We start from the raw sequence: 15,852 nt of genomic DNA on the forward strand, positions 1-15,852 counted from the left end.
TGTATGCCGATTTATACAATACCATTTCTTTTCCAAATAAAAAAAAGCCGGCAAGCGCCGGCAGTTGATCCAATCAGGCACCCACCCGATTGACGATTAGTCTCTTTCGATATCTTTCTTCCAGATCTGACAAAGCTCTCTTCGCCTGATACCAGTCATTCCGGTTGACGGAAATCACACATACCTCTTTATATCCCTTACTCCAGTTCCGAAGGAAAAATGGAATATAAAGCCAGTTCAAAGAATAAGAAATGGAATGCTCCATCAAATGCCGGCAGGTATTCTTGCCTGCCAGATCATTATAGGTCTTACAAAGGATCACATCATAATCCATGTTTTTCCCATAGGTCAGCTTGTTTTTCATCTCTAGGCGTCTCCCCAATATCTGGTAATTGATAAACTTTATTCTACCAGTTCTTGCGATTGCAGAAAAGATGAAATTTCAAGTTTTTCCTTATTTCCCTTATTTGTTTTTCATGATGAATTTTATGAATTCCACTGCCTTCTTCTGATCCTTAGTCTTATTGCAGACACCCAGAATGGCAGCTGACTTCTGATAGGCCTTATATTTGGAAAGATAGGCCGAATCGTTGACAAGGATTCCAACCGGAACGGGGTCTTTCATCGCAGTCGGATCCGGAAGGATGTATGTAGATAAAGCCTCCTTTCCTTCTGCCTCTGCCAGAGAGATATCCTCCTCTCCCTTTCCCATGTTGTCCCCGGAATAGTCCTCGTCTTCATTTCCAATGGAATCCCGGTCGGCATAATAGATTTTTCCGGACAGGGCCTTTAATTCCTCATCTGAAAGGACTTTCCTTAAATCAAGAAAAGCTCCGCCCGACATATATTTCTCATAATTCCATGCATCCATAATAGCTACATCACAAGTCCCTGCTGACATGGAAGCCAGAATCGCACTCTGCACTGCAAGGTCGGTACTGTTAAAGCTGCTGCCTGGAGTCTGATAGCGGCTATTGTCAATATCCACGGTCTGATTCGAGTTCAAATCAAAAAGCTTGTTCAAATCCTTCGTCAGATCATCTCTCATTGGGGAAAGCGTATTCTCTTCTGCGGTGTGCTCTACATTTAAGAAGGTCACGCCAAAAACCTCATCCTTTTTGCTCATAAAAAAGTGAATGAGGTAGATCAAAACAAGTATGACCAAAAGAAAAATCAGGAAGGGCACTTTGTAATAGGTCCAGAAATAATCCAGCTGAGCCCTGATGCCCTTCCCTTTCATTTTGTCTCTCTGTACTTTAATTTCGTCCGATATCATGAATTACCGCCAAGAAAACAGTGTCATCGTTTCCGATATTTACTTCAATGCCAGAAGGTCTTTCACTGCCGTACCCTTCCGTAATACGATCCCATGTTCCACAATCTCAAGAATGCCGGGAACATCAGCATAAAGGCTGTTTGCATGCTCAACGACCCGTAATGCTATTCCGGCCAGCTGTTTTCGATTCCTCTTGAGACGAATCTCCAGAAAATACATGCCCTGATAATAGTAGAGTGTAGACTTCTCATCTTTCAGTTCGGGAAGTTGAGAAGCCAGCTCAATACAGTCTTCCAGGCTGTCTAACTGCGCCCAGAGCGGTAGATCCAGAATGTCATCCGGGTTTTCTTCCAGGCTGCCATCGGAAGAATCCAAATGAATCATCGTAGGATCAGCATTGGCTGTCGAAGGATTCGTGCCGGCGGCTTGCTTGGAACTTTTCTGATTCTGGGAAGCAGAGGCTTCGGCCTGTAAAGTCGCCAGATGATTCTTCATTTCCGCGATCACATTCCGAATGGCGCTATCCTCATCATCCGAGATCATGAGAGAAATATCTCCGCTTGGCATCATGGTGAGCTGCACATTCAAAACATTTCCATTGGTACGGAAATCGACGGCATAGCGTGCTTCCTGCAAGATATATCGGAGGAAATCCTCGGCCTTTTCCCGATTATCCATAAGGTCATCGATCTGCAGACCCTTGGCATTCATCTCTTCCTGCGAAATAATACAACGGATGGAGTTATCGCTTATTTTTTGAAAACGCATAGGAAATACCTCCCTTCTTTCGAGTCTTTTCTAACTATTATTATAGAAGATTCATGGATGATTGCAAGTTTGACGAAGCCCTTGCAATGCATGTACAGATATGGTAGACTATTTTAGTCGCGCAGGAGTGGCGGAATGGCAGACGCAGAAGACTCAAAATCTTCCGGTGGCAACACCTTGTGGGTTCAAGTCCCATCTCCTGTACTGGAGAGTAATACCATCCTTTCAAGGTTTCTTCCTTGAAAGGGTGGTATTTTATTTTTCTTTCGCTAACACCATCCTTTCAAGGCTTATCCCTTGGAAGGATGGTATTTTATTTTTCATTCCATCCTGTTTGAAATCCCGGGGCTCTCCAAGGATGGTCTGTCTTCTTAAAATCAGCTTTCTTTCTCTTCCCACAGGAAGATCCGGCTTCTCGGGACATATTCCAGAAGCTTCTGCATCATGAAGTCTTCCATTTCCTTCACAATACCTTCCGGATATTGATAATAACCCTCTCTCTTCACAAAAGGAAACTGAACTGCAGGAGACTCCGGAAGGACATGGCGCATCTGCTTTAAATAGGAATCCGAGATACGAAAACTTCCGACACTAAAGTCCCGGATTTTCGTAAGATCCATCTCCTCTTGTATCTTTTCAAACATTCTTTTGTAAATTTCTTTCCAATTGGAAACATATATCATCGGATCAAAACAAAGCCGTGTTCCAAATCCGGCCTTCATTGCTTCTCTGGCCAGAGCCAGGCGATTCTCCATGCTTCCGGTCTGATGTTCATAGCTCTCGCGGATCTCTTCCGGCGAAATCGTCACTGCGAAAATGACCCGATCGCAGGGTGGAAGCTTGGATATCAGATCCGATCTGCCGGACTTGGTTCGGATCTCAATCATAAGATCCGGATGAGTGATCGTAAATTCCGTCCATTTCCTTACATAGGAAGTCAGGTTCTCCACTGCCACAAGATCTGTATCATAAGACACAGACAGATAGACCGGATGCTTTTGTAATAATTCCTCCAATTCCTTAAAAATATCTGCCAGATTTACGAATATGACCGGAAGTCCTGACGGATAGAGTCCCTTCAGATAGCAATAATCACAGTCAAAGAGACAGTTCATAATGCAGGACGTATAATAAAAATACCGATTCCCAAAGTCCTGGCAAACCTTTGCCCCGGGATAAATAAGCTGCCCCTTCTTCTCAGCAAGGATCAGGCTTCTATTAGCATGCTGTCCGACAGTATTCTGGCGACGACGATTAAAAAGATCCTTATAATGGCGGATCGGAAGAAGGGTCTTGGGGTTTGGAATCCGATCCAGAATTTCCCTTGTTTCCTTTCGGTCCCAGATTCCTTCTTCGATGTAAACGAGCCAGGGAGTATTTTGTCCTGGAATCTCTCTTTTCTTATGATCCTGTGTTTTGTCATGAAAAGCCGGTAAAGCCATGGACAGAAGATCCCTGCGAATCCGTTCCAGGGCCTTGCTCCCGGCCTTCTTATCTCTGCAGGGAAGCAGGCCTTCCTCCAGCAAAATTCTCCTTTCTTCTGAAAATGAAAATCCGATTTCTCCACCATAGATCAAAAGTTGCTGCAGTTCGTTTTCCATAGCAACAGATGCGTGCAGCTCCTCTGCTGTGAAGGGCGCATCTTCCATAAGGAGAGAAGGGCTTCTGTCTGACTTTTCATGTATGGTCTTCAGAATTCCCCTTAAGAAGGACAAAAGTTCCGGCAAATGTCTCTCGGACATTTGTTCCAGATCTTTTGCAGTGAGATTTTCACTTTCCTTCCCATCGTCCGATACAAATTTCAGAATATGAATCTGATCCGGACCCAGACAGGTCGAAGCTGCTTCAAAAAAAGCTGCGGCTTCCATATCATGAAGACAGGCAGAATATCCCTGGCCTTTTAAAGTAAAAAAAGGATCCGGCTGCAAAGCATCACTTGCCTGGTAAATCCGGCTTCCTGTCATAAGAAAGGCCAGAGGAAAGGCCCGGTCAAACAGATCCGGATAAAACAGCCTGCCGGAATCCAGATTCTTCAGGCCGGCGACCAGATAGAGAGAATGGTTTTCCCGGATCCCCTCCGGATCCTCCACTGCTGCACTTCCGTATAGGATACATTCGTTTTCTTCGCTTCGGTCGATATTTCCAAGGCAGAAACCGGCAGAAAAAGCCGCTTTGACCGGCCCTGTTCCCATGACCGTAAGAAGGATCGGATCTTTTCCCTCCCGGCTTCGAAACTGGCGAATAGAGCCTTCCTGATCCACTTGCATAAGATCCAGCGCCCGGATCAGAGGACGTGCTTCGGCATATAAGGCTGTAAAAAGATAAAGCATAAATGATCCTTAGAAATTAGAAAAAAGAAGAGATAAAGATCTCAAGACCGATGGCGATCAAAATAAGGCCGCCCAATATATCCGCAAAGCGATCCAAATGATCCCCGAAAATCTTACCAAGCTTCACTCCGGCCACACAGATCAAAAAGGTTACCAGGGCAATGATAAGGCAGGATAAAAAAGCCGGCCCTGCATCTAAATGTGCAATTGTAAAACCGACGGACAAGGCATCGATGGAAGTCGCTACTCCCTGGACCAGAATGGTCTGGAAAGGGATCCGTTCGTCTTCCGTAAGGCACAAACATTGTTTCTCTGTCGATGAATCAGACCGGATCTCATTTTCTGACTTCTGATCTCTGCTGCAATGAATTTTCTTCCAGCCATCATGCAGCATCTTACCGCCAATCCAAAGAAGCAGAATCAGAGCAATCCATGGAATAAATTTCTGGAAAGTGCGGAATTTCGATGCAATCAGATGAACACAGGCCCAACCGATCATTGGCATAGCAAACTGGAAGAAGGCATAGACCGAGGCCATTTTCAAATGCCGGCTTCGATTCATATGGGGCTCTTTCAATCCATTGGCGATACAGACGGAAAAAGCATCCATAGCCAAACCGATACCAAGAGCTATACTATTCATGAATAAAAGAAGCATTTCCAATCCCTCTGTATTTCATTTCCTTATCTTTTTCTTTTGAATCCTATGATATTGCGGGCGGATCATCATTTCCTGCACAACTCTTCCTCTTGGCAGTTTCAAGAGATAAAGAAGACCGTCTGCAATATCCTCCGGATCCAGACTGCAGCCAAACTCCGTGTCTGCAGAAAAGTCCGCATTTCGATAGAGATTGGTATCTGTCATGTCCGGTAAAATACTGGAAACACGAATTCCGCATTTCCTGCACTCTGCAAAAAGGCTACGGCTGAAACTGAGAAGTCCTGCCTTAGAAGCGCCGTAGGCTGCTCCATAGGTATTCTCCATAGAAAGTGATGTCACACTTGCAATCTGAATAATATCGCCCTTTTTTCGCTTCTTCATCGATGGAAGAACCAGGCGTGTCAGAATCATGGGAATCTCCAGATTCAGGCGAATCATCTCCCGGATCTGGTCCGGACGGATATTCTCATGGAGACCATAATAGGCAGCCCCCGCATTATTGATAAGGATATCAATATCATGTCCATCTGCCAGAACCTCAGACTGTATGATTTCTTCCGCATGCGGGGAAAGAAGATCAAGGGATATGGCATGAAATCGAGGATCCTTTTTTATGATCCCAAGATCATGTGAGAACTCCCTTCCCACCCCGTAAACCTCATATCCCTCTTCCAGAAGCCTTTTCGCCATAGCTCTTCCGATACCGGAACTTGCGCCGGTCAATAAGACCTTTTCGGGAACTTCCATTCCATCTTGCCTTTCTTTTGTAAAATATAATTTTATAATTATATCATATTTTACGACAAGGAAAAGATAGGCCGAAAATATTATATGCACAATTTTCCAATTGCCAGATATGGTCTATTCACAGATCGTGGATAAGTTCGATTGCTTTTATTTACAAAAGATCCAGCGAGATTTTACCCACAATTTGTTAACAACTTGTGGATAACTTTTCGGCCATATCTTGCGAAAGTGTTGATTTCGGCCCTGTTTTCGCCAGCTTATACATATAAATTCAGAATATTGTGGTTTGTCTGGTCTTTTTCTGAAAGAGAAAACCAGCTCAAAGGCTCGGCCGGAAACGCGCCCAGAATTCCATATTTTCACTGACACGGCGATCCTCTTTCAGTTTTTCCCCGCTGGCATCATACCATCCCTCAAAAACTTTCCCTTCCATACTCGGATCCTTCGGCCGGATCAGTTTCGAATCTTCTTGTAAGAGATAGCTCCGAAATGCCGCTTTTTGACCCGGCAAATAAAAATCGACCTGATAAAAGCTATCCTTGGCATCCGCTTCTAAAATTGCCGTTGCCTCTGCCGTGACCTTGCCTCTTTGCCCATTCATATGGCGATAGCTTTCCTCTGCCCGGCAGGACAAAATGCCCTTGTCGGAATCTGCCTCCAGGACTTTCACCTTCAAGGAAAAGCTTTGATCCTTCTCTTCTCTCTCCTCTTCTTTCAGTCGTTTCTTCAAACGTTCCTTCACTTCTCTTTCCATGCTCTCTGAAGAAACCGCTGTCCCCGACCTTTCAACGGATCGCAGACTCTCACAAACAGAAAATGTCAGTGCATGCTCCAATTCCTTCTCCCTTTGCTGACGGGAGGTAAGAATCAAAAGGGCCAATAGAATAAGACCGGTAAGAAAGGCCATCCCAAGTCCAATCATCATATTTTTCATGCCGTAACTCCTAAATAAACTTCCACGGCACCAGATCTACCGTCTTTCTCACTCAGAAAAACACGGGCCCGATAAACACCTGCTGCTGAGAAAAGGATCCGCCCATCTGATTGAATGCATTGTTTGCTCAGATCCACGCCTTGAAAATTCCAGATTTTAAGAAAGCGAACCCCAAATGACGGTGGATATCCTCTTGTGGTCCTTATGATTTCACCACTCTCATATGGATGATCGATCACAAGATCTCCCTGCACATGGATATCCGGAAGGCTTTTCCCGGATGTTCCCTGCATCGCCGTTAAGGACAGATCCTCGTCTGATTCGCTCGAGTTGTCGATATAATCGCCCGCCAATCCCTTCTGAAAAAGGGGATGCAGGGCTCCCTTTCTATTGACGATCGCTCCAATCCATATAAGGATTGCCAAAGCAGAAAGGACTGCAAGAATTGCAATCCCATAATGTTCTAAAATCGTTCGCATATCTCCCCTCCCTTCCTGTCGCCTTACGCTATTGTCCTTATTTCTTCCTGCCCTATAGAAAACGACTGCACCAATTTTCCAGAAAATGAGCCAATTCCGGCTTTGCTAAGAAAATCAGTCCGATGATTGCTGCAGTCCCTGCCACTCCAATGATCATTCCTCCGTATGATTGTAAAAGACTCTTCATATCGAGATCTCCCGGATCAAAACGATCCAGCCTGCGAAAAGGCCCCCTCCGAGAAGCAAGAATACCAGTGCCAAGCCATACTCTTCTAAAATTTCTTTCATCTGATTTCCCCCTCTTTTTACAATGTTTCCCTAACCCAGGTCCTCTTCGATCACCCGTTCTTCCCGAAAGGACAGGATCGGCACAGTAAAGTCATAGCGAAGCCTCAGCTTCCCATAGACCGGGCGATCCCGGTCTTTCGGCTGTACCGTTTCCATGCTCAGTCGATAGCCCTTCTGCCTGGCCTCTTTCTTACAGGTTTCTATCACAGTCGGTGCATAATTACTGTTCGAGATCTGTTTCGCACTGGCACTTAAAAAGGTGTCTGCATCTCTGGCATTCATACCGGCATGCACAAGGCTAAGACCCAGGAAAGAAATCAGAAGAAGGAAAAAAACACCCAGAAATCCTTTGATCAAATTGTCCATAAATCCCCCTGTCTTAAAGATTGCCCATTTTCAGAAGATATGCTGAAAACATCAGGATCATATCCGCTAACATCAAAAGGCCGCCCGTTAACTGAGGCGAGAGAAAAAGTAAGAACATACCGGCCATGACATCTTCATTGCCCAATTTAGCAGAACGATCCTGCAACACCTGATTTCTCTGGATCAGCTCCCGGATTTGACCGGCTGCTTCCCCGCCTTTTCCTTCTGACAGAGAATAGAGCATTTTCATGGCGGAGCGGACCTCAGGAAGGGTATAATCTTTCAGAAAATTTAAATATGGATGTATCGATACCGGATCTTGTTCCAGATCACGGATCAACTGATCCAAATCACTCTTCAGAACCGCCGGAGCATCCGGAAAGCTTGTTAAAATAGCAACTTGAACATTCTCTGTCTGTAAGAGCAGGGAGACTTGCATCAGCCAACTGGGAAAATCCTTTTCGATTTGTCTGGTCACTCGTTTTCTCGCAGCCTTTGCTCCCAGTCTGGAAATCGGATTCTTTGGATTGCAGCGATGGAGATAGTTTTTCGACTCCAGGATATCCCGTGTCCTGACTCTATCCGTTATGGCATCATCCTGAGAAAATTTTCGATCCGCCAGATAGAAAATCAGAAGATCCAGACAAAGCACAATAGCTGTTATACCCTGGAGGATCGGCTGCTTACTCACATCCAGATCAAGCTTTATTTCCAGGAAATGCACCATAGCGCATAAAACCAGGCTCGTCAGGATCGACATAATGACCTTACTTCTTGCATGCCTTTTTTCCTTTAAGAGGGAATAGTTCCGGTCGGCCCACATTTGCCGGGAAGATAAGAGTAATTGAATCGAAGTAGTAAAATTACCCCCATTCTTCTCGACATCCAGGGCGAACTTATGAATATTCCGAAGGCTGTCATTCGGATATTCCCGTTCCAGAAGCCGCAAAGCCTTCTTTTCCACATTTCCCTCATCGAAGGTCTCTGTAATATAAGAAACCGCCTCATCCAGAAGATCCTTCATCAGGCCGTCCTCGAAGAGATCTCTGACCTCTTCGAGCGTGGTCAGTACCTTACCGTTTTTCTGGAAGGAATAGAGGAACTGCTCCATATAGGTATTGAGATCCGAAAAACGCTTCTGATTGTACTGATTTCTCAAAGTGTTCCGGATAAAAAACGGCAGCATCAGAAAAGTAACTGCCAGAACAATGATTTGTGAGACCAGATTCAGAGAAAACACACGTCCAAGAAGAAGCATGAGGATCGTAATAATGAAATATAAACCCAGCGTTTTTTTGACAGAAAAGACATAGCCATACTTCTCCAGTTCTTCATGAGATGGCATCGGCGCTATTTCCTGACTTCTGATAACTTCTTCTGCCATGGCAGGTCCCTCCTTCCGCTGCAATTCCTAATTCTTTTGATATTTCTGCAAGATAGGTCCGGATCTCCTTTTCTTTCGCTGCTCTGTCTTTTTCTGCTTTGTCTCTTTCTGATTCGTCTCTTTCTGATCCGTCTTGTTCTAATCCGTCTCTTTCTGATCTGTCGCTTTCTGAGCTATCTCTTTCTGAGCTGTCTCTTTCTGATCCGTTTCTTTCTAATCTGTCCCTTTCTAATCTGTCCTTTTTCCCGGCTTCTTCCAGCTCACTTCTGACATCTTCTTTCCGTACGGTCTCTGCTTCTTTTAAAGTTTTCTCGAGGATCTCCTCCTCATATCGATATGGACCTTTTTTCTTTCCATCTTCAGAAAAGAGATCTTCGACCCCGCTTTCAAGGAAACGCTGTTTTAATGCCTCTGTCAGCTGAAAAGGAAGTTCCTCTCCCTTGTCCTCTACCATAAGAATGGAGTTTTTCCCATCTTCTCTTAAGAAAAAGCAGACCTGATCGATCATTCTCCGTACGGATACAAAGCCGCTTTCATCCTTGACTTCCTTTCTCTTCAAGAGAATGCCGACATCCAGAAAACTGTATGCATCATTCCGTATCCGCTCTGATTCGCTGCCTGCCCCGGCCATATTTACAATACGGTCCGGTATATTCCTGACATCATCCGTATGAAGGGTCGTCATACCGCGAACACCGGTCGAAAGACCCTCCAGGAGATAACGCACTTCCACAGATCTGGCCTCTGACAGAAACATCCAGGTGGGATTCAGCCTCAAACAGGTTTTGATGGCTTGTGTGTAGTCCATGGATGGATTGATTTTCATTTCGATGCAATCCTTATTGGGATTGACCTTTCCATAATGCCACTCCGGATTATCCTCGATTGTGATCACCCGGTCCCGGGCCGGTATATAGCGGGAGAAAAATTTCGCACACTCCGTCTTTCCGACACCCGGATTCCCGGCAAAGACCAGGTTCATTCTGGCCCTCACACAATTTCGCAGGAAATTCAGCATACGTTTTGTCACATATCCCGTGGCTACAGCGCTTTCTTCAGTCAGGCGCACGGAAGGGAGGGATTTTCGAATACAAAAACACCTCTTCCCACATACGCTCTCATGGACAATCGTGATCCGTAAAGTATCTGTCTCTGCTTCGAGAACCGGTGACATCTTATGAAAAGGCTTACTGACGGCATTGGAGATTCTTTTGGTAAACTGATCCACAAAGTCCGCATTCAGCTCTACCGTGCTCATCCTTCGAATATTACTGCAGTCCGTCAGCCAGACAGCACTTCCGTTGTAGTCAATATCCGTGATCTCCTGATCCTGAATAAAGGGATAGAGGAGGCCAAAATAGGCCTCCTGTTCCTCTGGGCGGATCCTAATGTTTTCACTGCCCATACCGATTCACCCCGTTTTGTCAGAACGAAAGGCCTGGTATACATTTTCCCAGGCCTGCTCCGGGCAGAACCACTCCATTCGCAGACTTTGCCTTATTTGCCATCGAATCGATCATGCCTTTGAAAGCCTGGCCGATGACCCCGTCTGTCCCATTTCCTACCAGCGCCTTCACAATGATGATCAAAGCAATAATGGCAACAATTGTGATCAGTGCCGGTCCATACTCTTTAATGATTTCCTGCATAATATAACCCCTTTCCAATGAACCCCATTTTTCTTCTTTCGACGTCGACAAGGATCATTCTATCCGCTTCCCATGGAAACAACCATTAAGGCAAAATAAAATTTGCCCGAAAAAAGAAAAATAATTTCAAAATGATAAAGCAGATATTAAAAGAAAATGAAATCTTTGGAAATCCTATACAAAAATGGATCATTTTCGTTATCATAGAAGCATAGAAGAAATGGTCTATATTTCTATAGAAAGAGGGAATGAAAATGGCACAGAATCCAATTGTGACAATTACGATGGAAAATGGTGATGTAATGAAGGCGGAGCTCTATCCGGAAATTGCTCCGAATACGGTAAATAACTTCATTTCGCTGGTAAGAAAAGGCTTCTATGATGGCACCGGTTTCCATCGCGTTATCAAAGGCTTTATGCTGCAGGGCGGTGATCCGGAAGGGACCGGTATGGGCGGCCCCGGATATTCGATCCGAGGCGAGTTCACTTCCAATGGATTTCAGAATGATCTGAAGCATACGGCAGGCGTTCTTTCCATGGCAAGAACCATGATGCCGGACTCTGCAGGCTCACAGTTTTTCATCATGCATAAGGATGCGCCTCATCTCGACGGCGAATATGCTGCCTTCGGTAAGATCACCGAGGGGATGGATGTGGTAAACCGTATCGCCGAGGTTCAGACCGATTGGTCCGATAAGCCCATGGAGCCCCAGGTCATGAAATCTGTAACCGTAGAGACCTTTGGTACAGATTATCCGGAACCGGAGAAAATGGACTAAAAACGCCTCGTGAAAATGGACTAAAAAAAGCCTTGTGAAAATGGACTAAAAAAAACGCTTCGTGCAAAAAAACTTTTGCACGAAGCGTTTTTTCTAAAGTCTTATTTCCTATGCTCCACTTACTGCAGGGCTTCCAGAGTACGTACGGCCTGATCCAGATAGGTATTATCATTCTCGTAGATCTTACCGGCGTCCGCCAGTTCTGCATTCTTCGGATCCAGAGGAATCTGACCAAGAACCGGCAATCCGAATTCCCTTGCAACTTCTTCGATATGACTCTTACCGAAGAGCTGGATCTTCTTGCCGCAATCCGGACACTGGATGTAGCTATAATTTTCTACAAGACCGAGCACCGGGATCTTCATCATTTCAGCCATGTTGATGGCCTTTTTAACGATCATGGAAACCAGATCCTGAGGACTTGTCACAATGATAATGCCGTCCACCGGAAGGGACTGGAAAACGGTCAGGGGAACATCTCCGGTTCCGGGAGGCATATCCACAAACATATAGTCGACATTGCCCCACATGATATCGGTCCAGAACTGCTTGACCGTACCTGCAATGACAGGTCCTCTCCAGACAACCGGCTGCTCGTCATTTTCGAGGATCAGATTCATGGAAACAATCTTGGTTCCATCCTCTGCTTCCACCGGATAAGCGCCGTCTTCGCTGCCAAGTAAAGGTCCTTTGACGCCGAACATCTTCGGAATGGATGGTCCGGTGATGTCTGCATCCATAATAGCGGTCTTATAGCCTTCCCGACCCAGCTTATTGGCAAGAGAAGCGGTTACAAAGGATTTGCCGACACCGCCCTTTCCGCTGACGATACCAATCACATGCTTCACATTGGAATGAGGATTTGCCTGTTCGGCAAACATAGGGCCATTCCCGGACAGGTCCGGTTTACGTTCTTCTTTTTTCCCCGCTGCCGGTGCCGTTCTCTTCACTCTGGCTGCACGCTCCTCCGGCGTTAAATGATGTTTTTCTTCTGGCATTCTGCCACCTCCTCTTGGCTCTCAATTATTCTGAGATCCTTTTTTGAATCTTACTGTTTTTCTTCCAGATAATCCCCAGCCCCTTCAATAAAAGTTTCGAATCAAAGATGATTTCATGCCGACAGTAAGGGCAGACCACACGGCCCAGCCCACCGGTCGAAACAATACTTGACGGCTTCCCGATCTCCCGTTCAAACTGGTCCAGGATCCCATCGATGGATCCTGCATTTCCATAGATCAAACCGGACTTCATCGCATCCGCCGTTTCTTTTCCGATGGCCTTTTTCGGCGGCTGGATCTCAATCGACGGAAGCAGACTGGTGCCCTTGGTCAAGGCGTTCAGTGATGTTCCGATACCCGGAAGAATGGCGCCTCCGATATAGGAGCCTTCTTTATTGACCACTGTAATGGTAGTTGCCGTTCCCATGTCAATTATAACACAAGGCAGGGGATATTCCGACTTCGCTGCAACAGCCGTTGCGATCAGATCTGCAGCCAGAGTCCCCGGATCATCCAGCTCAATTTTAATACCGGACTTCAGTCCCGGTCCCACTACCAGGGGTTCCAGTCCTGTAATCAGCCTGACCGACTGCTTCATCATCTCAGTCACCGGCGGAACGACAGAAGAAATAATGGCACCGTCAAATTTATTTTCGTCGACTCCGGACAGATCCAGGATCTCTTTCATTTTAACCGCATAACCATATTCCGTCTCTTTCAGATCCGTCGGAATCCGAAGGACCGGTTTCGCATGATTGGTTTCATCCAAACAGCCGAAAGTAATATGGGTATTCCCTACATCAATGGCAAGAATCATATTTCTTACTCCTACTTCAGATTTCTGATACGATCATCACTTATTCAGTCTTGCCCCATTGGCCTTTTTCAGAGCAAATAGAATAATGGGAGAAATAACGACCGTTGTGATAAGTTCGGTGATAAAGTTTGTAATAATCATAGCCATAAGGGTAAGGAATACTGCTCCTGTCCCATGAATCTTATAGCTTTTCTCCATCAGACCGGTAAATACGAAGGTTACCATCAGAGCATAAAAACCGGTATTCATAATAGGTGCAAGAGCTGCTGCCAGAATCGTTGCGAGCTTTGCATTTTTCTTTCGAACAGCCTTATAAATCAGCCCCGGAATGAAACCTGCCAAAATACCCTTGACCAGACATGTAATCACCGTTGCCGGCGCATTGAACTGCATCATTAACATGGATGCCGGATCCAGACCGCCAAGAATCATCCCAATGACAACGAAGCCGAATACACCGCCAAGAAAAGCACCGACAGCCGGGCCATAGGTCACAGCACCCACTACGATGGGAACCAAGACCAAAGAAATTGCGACCGGTCCGACACGAAGTCCGGAACCGAACAACTGGATCACGATCACAAGTGCCGTCAATAATGCCGTACCTACAAGTTTCTGAATTTTTGTGTAACTCATCATTTCCTCCTGCTACTGTTTCAGTCAAAGGCATTTCTTTATATTGGAAAATGCCTTCTGAATATAGTGCGACCTGTCCGGCCACATGAAACCCGGGCATTGCGAAAATTATAACACAAATCCAACAGAAAAAAGAGCCCCTGTTTCGATTTTCAAAAACAAGGGCTCTCTTGATAAGACCATTTCAACGAAGCCAGCTGAAATAGGAGCCCCTGTTTCGATTTTCAAAACAAGGGCTCTCTTTATGAGACCATTTCAACAAAGCGATCCGGTCTATATTTCACTCCATCAAGCTCTTCTAGCCATTGCCTGCTCGAAGTCACGTGTGCCGGCGAAGATCTCATTCTTATACGGATTCTTCTTCTGTTCAACGGAACGCTTGATAATCACAGAGATGCAGATGACATTGGCAGCCAGAGCGGCCAGAGCCCAGACGCCCTGCATGGTTGGATTGGCCTTGATTCCAAGGTCAGCAATTGCCTTTGCAGCATCCCCATGGTTCCGGTAAACCTCAATTGCCTTGGTGTAGAGATCCAGGGCGGACTTTCCATCAGCACCCTTGTAGAGTACCGGAAGAACGGAGAATCTCCTGGAAAGCTGGAAGAGAGGCACTACCTGAGCAAACATGCACCATACAGCCAGGGTATTGGCGCGGTTCTGGATCCAGCCGCCCTTGTTCCAAAGTGCATTTGCAAAGGTCGGAGCCAGAAGCAAAGCAACTCCGCAATACCAGGTGTGAGTCGGCAGATTGCAGTAAGTGTACTCGAAGTTCCATACATCATAAGCAACAATGAACCAAACGGTCATATCCGGCCAAAGCATGTCTTTATTCTTCTTGGAAGAATAGATGCCCCACCAGCCGGTCATACAGAAAATGTTGATCAGACCGGCGATCGCATTGACAATATTCCACCAGCCGCCATAGAGGAAAACACCTTCGTTGGATGCCCACCAGCCGCCTGCCATGCCGCCTGCAGCGAAACCACGGAAAGCAGACTCAAGGTCAGAGCCGACTGCGATCAGAATATTGATCCCAACGATCACGAAAGGCCAGGGTTTGAACCATTCTTTCTTACCGATGCCCCACTGATACTTAAGCATAAGAAAACCTACGCATCCGATATCTGCAGCATACAGCTTAGCATAGTGGAACCAACCGTTCATGTACATATAGGTCTGGGAATTTAATGCCCAGGAAGCACCGAAAGACGCTCCGATATGAACTGCAATAAAGTAAACGGTAAGAATGGCTGGAATAATTCCGAAAACAAGGATTCCGCCAAATTTGGTACGGCGACCGATCTCATTCATAAGGATCAGACCGGCAAAAACCAGAACCCATCCCAGGATCTGGGTCATGCCTGTCTCGCCATAAAGCTGAAACAACATAATTCTCCTCCTTTAAATATAATGAGTGCTTTCAACGAAATCGATTTTACTCGTTATATTTTTCACGAACAATATACATGTATGCATAATTGTATACAGTTTTGGAGAGTAAGCTAGGGGGTAAGCTATCCGATCCCGCTTTTCAGTTCCTTCTATCTATGCTTCGTTCTACTCTGGTAATACCACATTCCATGATATGTACCAAGATACTGTATTTATGGCATTATTTATCTGTTATAATTGGTAATATCCAATATAATAATTCATTGATTTCTATGGGAGATCGGTCTTGTTATTACTCCATGTTATTCCTTTTTCTATCTCTCAATTGTCGTATATTATTTGTATACT

At 45.5% G+C, this 15,852-nt stretch carries 18 protein-coding genes and 1 tRNA gene; 2 read left to right on the top strand and 17 right to left on the bottom strand.

What is annotated here, in order from left to right; genetic code table 11:
- Positions 1–73: 73 nt before the first annotated feature.
- From ACKX2L_RS00620 to ACKX2L_RS00630, 3 genes are all read right to left on the bottom strand, one after another.
- Positions 74–364: a hypothetical protein gene (locus ACKX2L_RS00620; RefSeq protein ID WP_497552418.1), complete on the bottom strand. Its 291-nt coding sequence runs from the start codon at positions 362–364 to the stop codon at positions 74–76.
- Positions 365–463: 99 nt separating this feature from the next.
- Complete coding sequence (locus tag ACKX2L_RS00625; RefSeq protein WP_497552419.1) at positions 464–1,276, bottom strand: hypothetical protein; 813 nt, start codon at positions 1,274–1,276, stop codon at positions 464–466.
- A gap of 39 nt (positions 1,277–1,315) precedes the next feature.
- A complete protein-coding gene (locus ACKX2L_RS00630) occupies positions 1,316–2,044 on the bottom strand; it encodes an adaptor protein MecA (protein WP_497552420.1) in 729 nt (242 codons plus the stop codon).
- Positions 2,045–2,165: 121 nt separating this feature from the next.
- On the opposite strand from ACKX2L_RS00630, the gene ACKX2L_RS00635 reads away from it, so the two are divergent.
- Positions 2,166–2,248 (top strand) — tRNA-Leu (locus tag ACKX2L_RS00635).
- 173 nt (positions 2,249–2,421) lie between these two features.
- Here ACKX2L_RS00635 and ACKX2L_RS00640 read toward each other — a convergent pair.
- The 10 genes from ACKX2L_RS00640 to ACKX2L_RS00685 form a co-directional block, all read right to left on the bottom strand.
- Complete coding sequence (locus tag ACKX2L_RS00640) at positions 2,422–4,374, bottom strand: SPL family radical SAM protein (RefSeq protein WP_497552421.1); 1,953 nt, start codon at positions 4,372–4,374, stop codon at positions 2,422–2,424.
- A 16-nt stretch (positions 4,375–4,390) separates the two neighbouring features.
- Positions 4,391–5,017 (bottom strand): manganese efflux pump MntP, encoded by a 627-nt coding sequence (locus ACKX2L_RS00645; RefSeq protein WP_497552422.1) that lies wholly within the window; start codon positions 5,015–5,017, stop codon positions 4,391–4,393.
- Positions 5,018–5,050: 33 nt separating this feature from the next.
- Positions 5,051–5,782, bottom strand: coding sequence for an SDR family NAD(P)-dependent oxidoreductase (locus tag ACKX2L_RS00650; RefSeq protein WP_497552423.1), 732 nt, complete (start codon positions 5,780–5,782; stop codon positions 5,051–5,053).
- A 319-nt stretch (positions 5,783–6,101) separates the two neighbouring features.
- Positions 6,102–6,716, bottom strand: coding sequence for a hypothetical protein (locus ACKX2L_RS00655; protein ID WP_497552424.1), 615 nt, complete (start codon positions 6,714–6,716; stop codon positions 6,102–6,104).
- Positions 6,713–7,195: a hypothetical protein gene (locus ACKX2L_RS00660; RefSeq protein WP_497552425.1), complete on the bottom strand. Its 483-nt coding sequence runs from the start codon at positions 7,193–7,195 to the stop codon at positions 6,713–6,715. Before ACKX2L_RS00660 ends, ACKX2L_RS00655 begins: the two co-directional genes overlap by 4 nt.
- Before the next feature lie 52 nt (positions 7,196–7,247).
- Positions 7,248–7,382 carry a hypothetical protein gene (locus ACKX2L_RS00665; RefSeq protein ID WP_497551191.1) on the bottom strand — a complete coding sequence of 45 codons (135 nt, stop codon included), beginning with the start codon at positions 7,380–7,382 and terminating at the stop codon, positions 7,248–7,250.
- A gap of 131 nt (positions 7,383–7,513) precedes the next feature.
- Entirely contained in the window at positions 7,514–7,849 is a 336-nt protein-coding gene (locus ACKX2L_RS00670; protein ID WP_497552426.1) for a hypothetical protein, read from the bottom strand.
- A gap of 13 nt (positions 7,850–7,862) precedes the next feature.
- The gene (locus ACKX2L_RS00675; protein ID WP_497552427.1) at positions 7,863–9,233 is read right to left on the bottom strand and encodes a hypothetical protein; all 1,371 of its coding nucleotides are present in this window, start codon (positions 9,231–9,233) and stop codon (positions 7,863–7,865) included.
- Positions 9,181–10,638: an ATPase, T2SS/T4P/T4SS family gene (locus ACKX2L_RS00680; protein WP_497551188.1), complete on the bottom strand. Its 1,458-nt coding sequence runs from the start codon at positions 10,636–10,638 to the stop codon at positions 9,181–9,183. Before ACKX2L_RS00680 ends, ACKX2L_RS00675 begins: the two co-directional genes overlap by 53 nt.
- Before the next feature lie 19 nt (positions 10,639–10,657).
- A complete protein-coding gene (locus tag ACKX2L_RS00685) occupies positions 10,658–10,882 on the bottom strand; it encodes a hypothetical protein (RefSeq protein ID WP_497551187.1) in 225 nt (74 codons plus the stop codon).
- 254 nt (positions 10,883–11,136) lie between these two features.
- Between ACKX2L_RS00685 and ACKX2L_RS00690 the strand changes: the two genes are divergently transcribed.
- Positions 11,137–11,661 (top strand): peptidylprolyl isomerase, encoded by a 525-nt coding sequence (locus tag ACKX2L_RS00690; protein WP_497551186.1) that lies wholly within the window; start codon positions 11,137–11,139, stop codon positions 11,659–11,661.
- A 119-nt stretch (positions 11,662–11,780) separates the two neighbouring features.
- On the opposite strand, the gene ACKX2L_RS00695 is transcribed toward ACKX2L_RS00690, so the two are convergent.
- The 4 genes from ACKX2L_RS00695 to ACKX2L_RS00710 all read right to left on the bottom strand — a co-directional run bounded on the left by ACKX2L_RS00695 (position 11,781) and on the right by ACKX2L_RS00710 (position 15,501).
- Positions 11,781–12,659: a P-loop NTPase gene (locus ACKX2L_RS00695; RefSeq protein ID WP_497552428.1), complete on the bottom strand. Its 879-nt coding sequence runs from the start codon at positions 12,657–12,659 to the stop codon at positions 11,781–11,783.
- Positions 12,660–12,684: 25 nt separating this feature from the next.
- The gene (locus ACKX2L_RS00700; protein ID WP_497552429.1) at positions 12,685–13,476 is read right to left on the bottom strand and encodes a type III pantothenate kinase; all 792 of its coding nucleotides are present in this window, start codon (positions 13,474–13,476) and stop codon (positions 12,685–12,687) included.
- Between the two features lie 36 nt (positions 13,477–13,512).
- Positions 13,513–14,112, bottom strand: coding sequence for an ECF transporter S component (locus ACKX2L_RS00705; RefSeq protein ID WP_497552430.1), 600 nt, complete (start codon positions 14,110–14,112; stop codon positions 13,513–13,515).
- Between the two features lie 288 nt (positions 14,113–14,400).
- The gene (locus tag ACKX2L_RS00710; RefSeq protein WP_497552431.1) at positions 14,401–15,501 is read right to left on the bottom strand and encodes a DUF5692 family protein; all 1,101 of its coding nucleotides are present in this window, start codon (positions 15,499–15,501) and stop codon (positions 14,401–14,403) included.
- Positions 15,502–15,852: the final 351 nt, after the last annotated feature.

The organism is Porcibacter vitabionis (genome assembly GCF_046263795.1).
Classification (GTDB): Bacteria; Bacillota; Clostridia; order Lachnospirales; family Lachnospiraceae; genus Lachnocurva.

What these genes read in the sequence shown, in the direction of transcription:
- ACKX2L_RS00660 (WP_497552425.1), bottom strand. Translation starts at nt 7,195, where the DNA reads ATGCGAACGATTTTAGAACATTATGGGATTGCAATTCTTGCAGTCCTT.
- ACKX2L_RS00710 (WP_497552431.1), bottom strand. Translation starts at nt 15,501, where the DNA reads ATGTTGTTTCAGCTTTATGGCGAGACAGGCATGACCCAGATCCTGGGA.
- ACKX2L_RS00625 (WP_497552419.1), bottom strand. Translation starts at nt 1,276, where the DNA reads ATGATATCGGACGAAATTAAAGTACAGAGAGACAAAATGAAAGGGAAG.
- ACKX2L_RS00690 (WP_497551186.1), top strand. Translation starts at nt 11,137, where the DNA reads ATGGCACAGAATCCAATTGTGACAATTACGATGGAAAATGGTGATGTA.
- ACKX2L_RS00640 (WP_497552421.1), bottom strand. Translation starts at nt 4,374, where the DNA reads ATGCTTTATCTTTTTACAGCCTTATATGCCGAAGCACGTCCTCTGATC.
- ACKX2L_RS00670 (WP_497552426.1), bottom strand. Translation starts at nt 7,849, where the DNA reads ATGGACAATTTGATCAAAGGATTTCTGGGTGTTTTTTTCCTTCTTCTG.
- ACKX2L_RS00680 (WP_497551188.1), bottom strand. Translation starts at nt 10,638, where the DNA reads ATGGGCAGTGAAAACATTAGGATCCGCCCAGAGGAACAGGAGGCCTAT.
- ACKX2L_RS00630 (WP_497552420.1), bottom strand. Translation starts at nt 2,044, where the DNA reads ATGCGTTTTCAAAAAATAAGCGATAACTCCATCCGTTGTATTATTTCG.
- ACKX2L_RS00665 (WP_497551191.1), bottom strand. Translation starts at nt 7,382, where the DNA reads ATGAAGAGTCTTTTACAATCATACGGAGGAATGATCATTGGAGTGGCA.
- ACKX2L_RS00645 (WP_497552422.1), bottom strand. Translation starts at nt 5,017, where the DNA reads ATGAATAGTATAGCTCTTGGTATCGGTTTGGCTATGGATGCTTTTTCC.
- ACKX2L_RS00705 (WP_497552430.1), bottom strand. Translation starts at nt 14,112, where the DNA reads ATGAGTTACACAAAAATTCAGAAACTTGTAGGTACGGCATTATTGACG.
- ACKX2L_RS00675 (WP_497552427.1), bottom strand. Translation starts at nt 9,233, where the DNA reads ATGGCAGAAGAAGTTATCAGAAGTCAGGAAATAGCGCCGATGCCATCT.
- ACKX2L_RS00695 (WP_497552428.1), bottom strand. Translation starts at nt 12,659, where the DNA reads ATGCCAGAAGAAAAACATCATTTAACGCCGGAGGAGCGTGCAGCCAGA.
- ACKX2L_RS00700 (WP_497552429.1), bottom strand. Translation starts at nt 13,476, where the DNA reads ATGATTCTTGCCATTGATGTAGGGAATACCCATATTACTTTCGGCTGT.
- ACKX2L_RS00685 (WP_497551187.1), bottom strand. Translation starts at nt 10,882, where the DNA reads ATGCAGGAAATCATTAAAGAGTATGGACCGGCACTGATCACAATTGTT.
- ACKX2L_RS00620 (WP_497552418.1), bottom strand. Translation starts at nt 364, where the DNA reads ATGAAAAACAAGCTGACCTATGGGAAAAACATGGATTATGATGTGATC.
- ACKX2L_RS00650 (WP_497552423.1), bottom strand. Translation starts at nt 5,782, where the DNA reads ATGGAAGTTCCCGAAAAGGTCTTATTGACCGGCGCAAGTTCCGGTATC.
- ACKX2L_RS00655 (WP_497552424.1), bottom strand. Translation starts at nt 6,716, where the DNA reads ATGAAAAATATGATGATTGGACTTGGGATGGCCTTTCTTACCGGTCTT.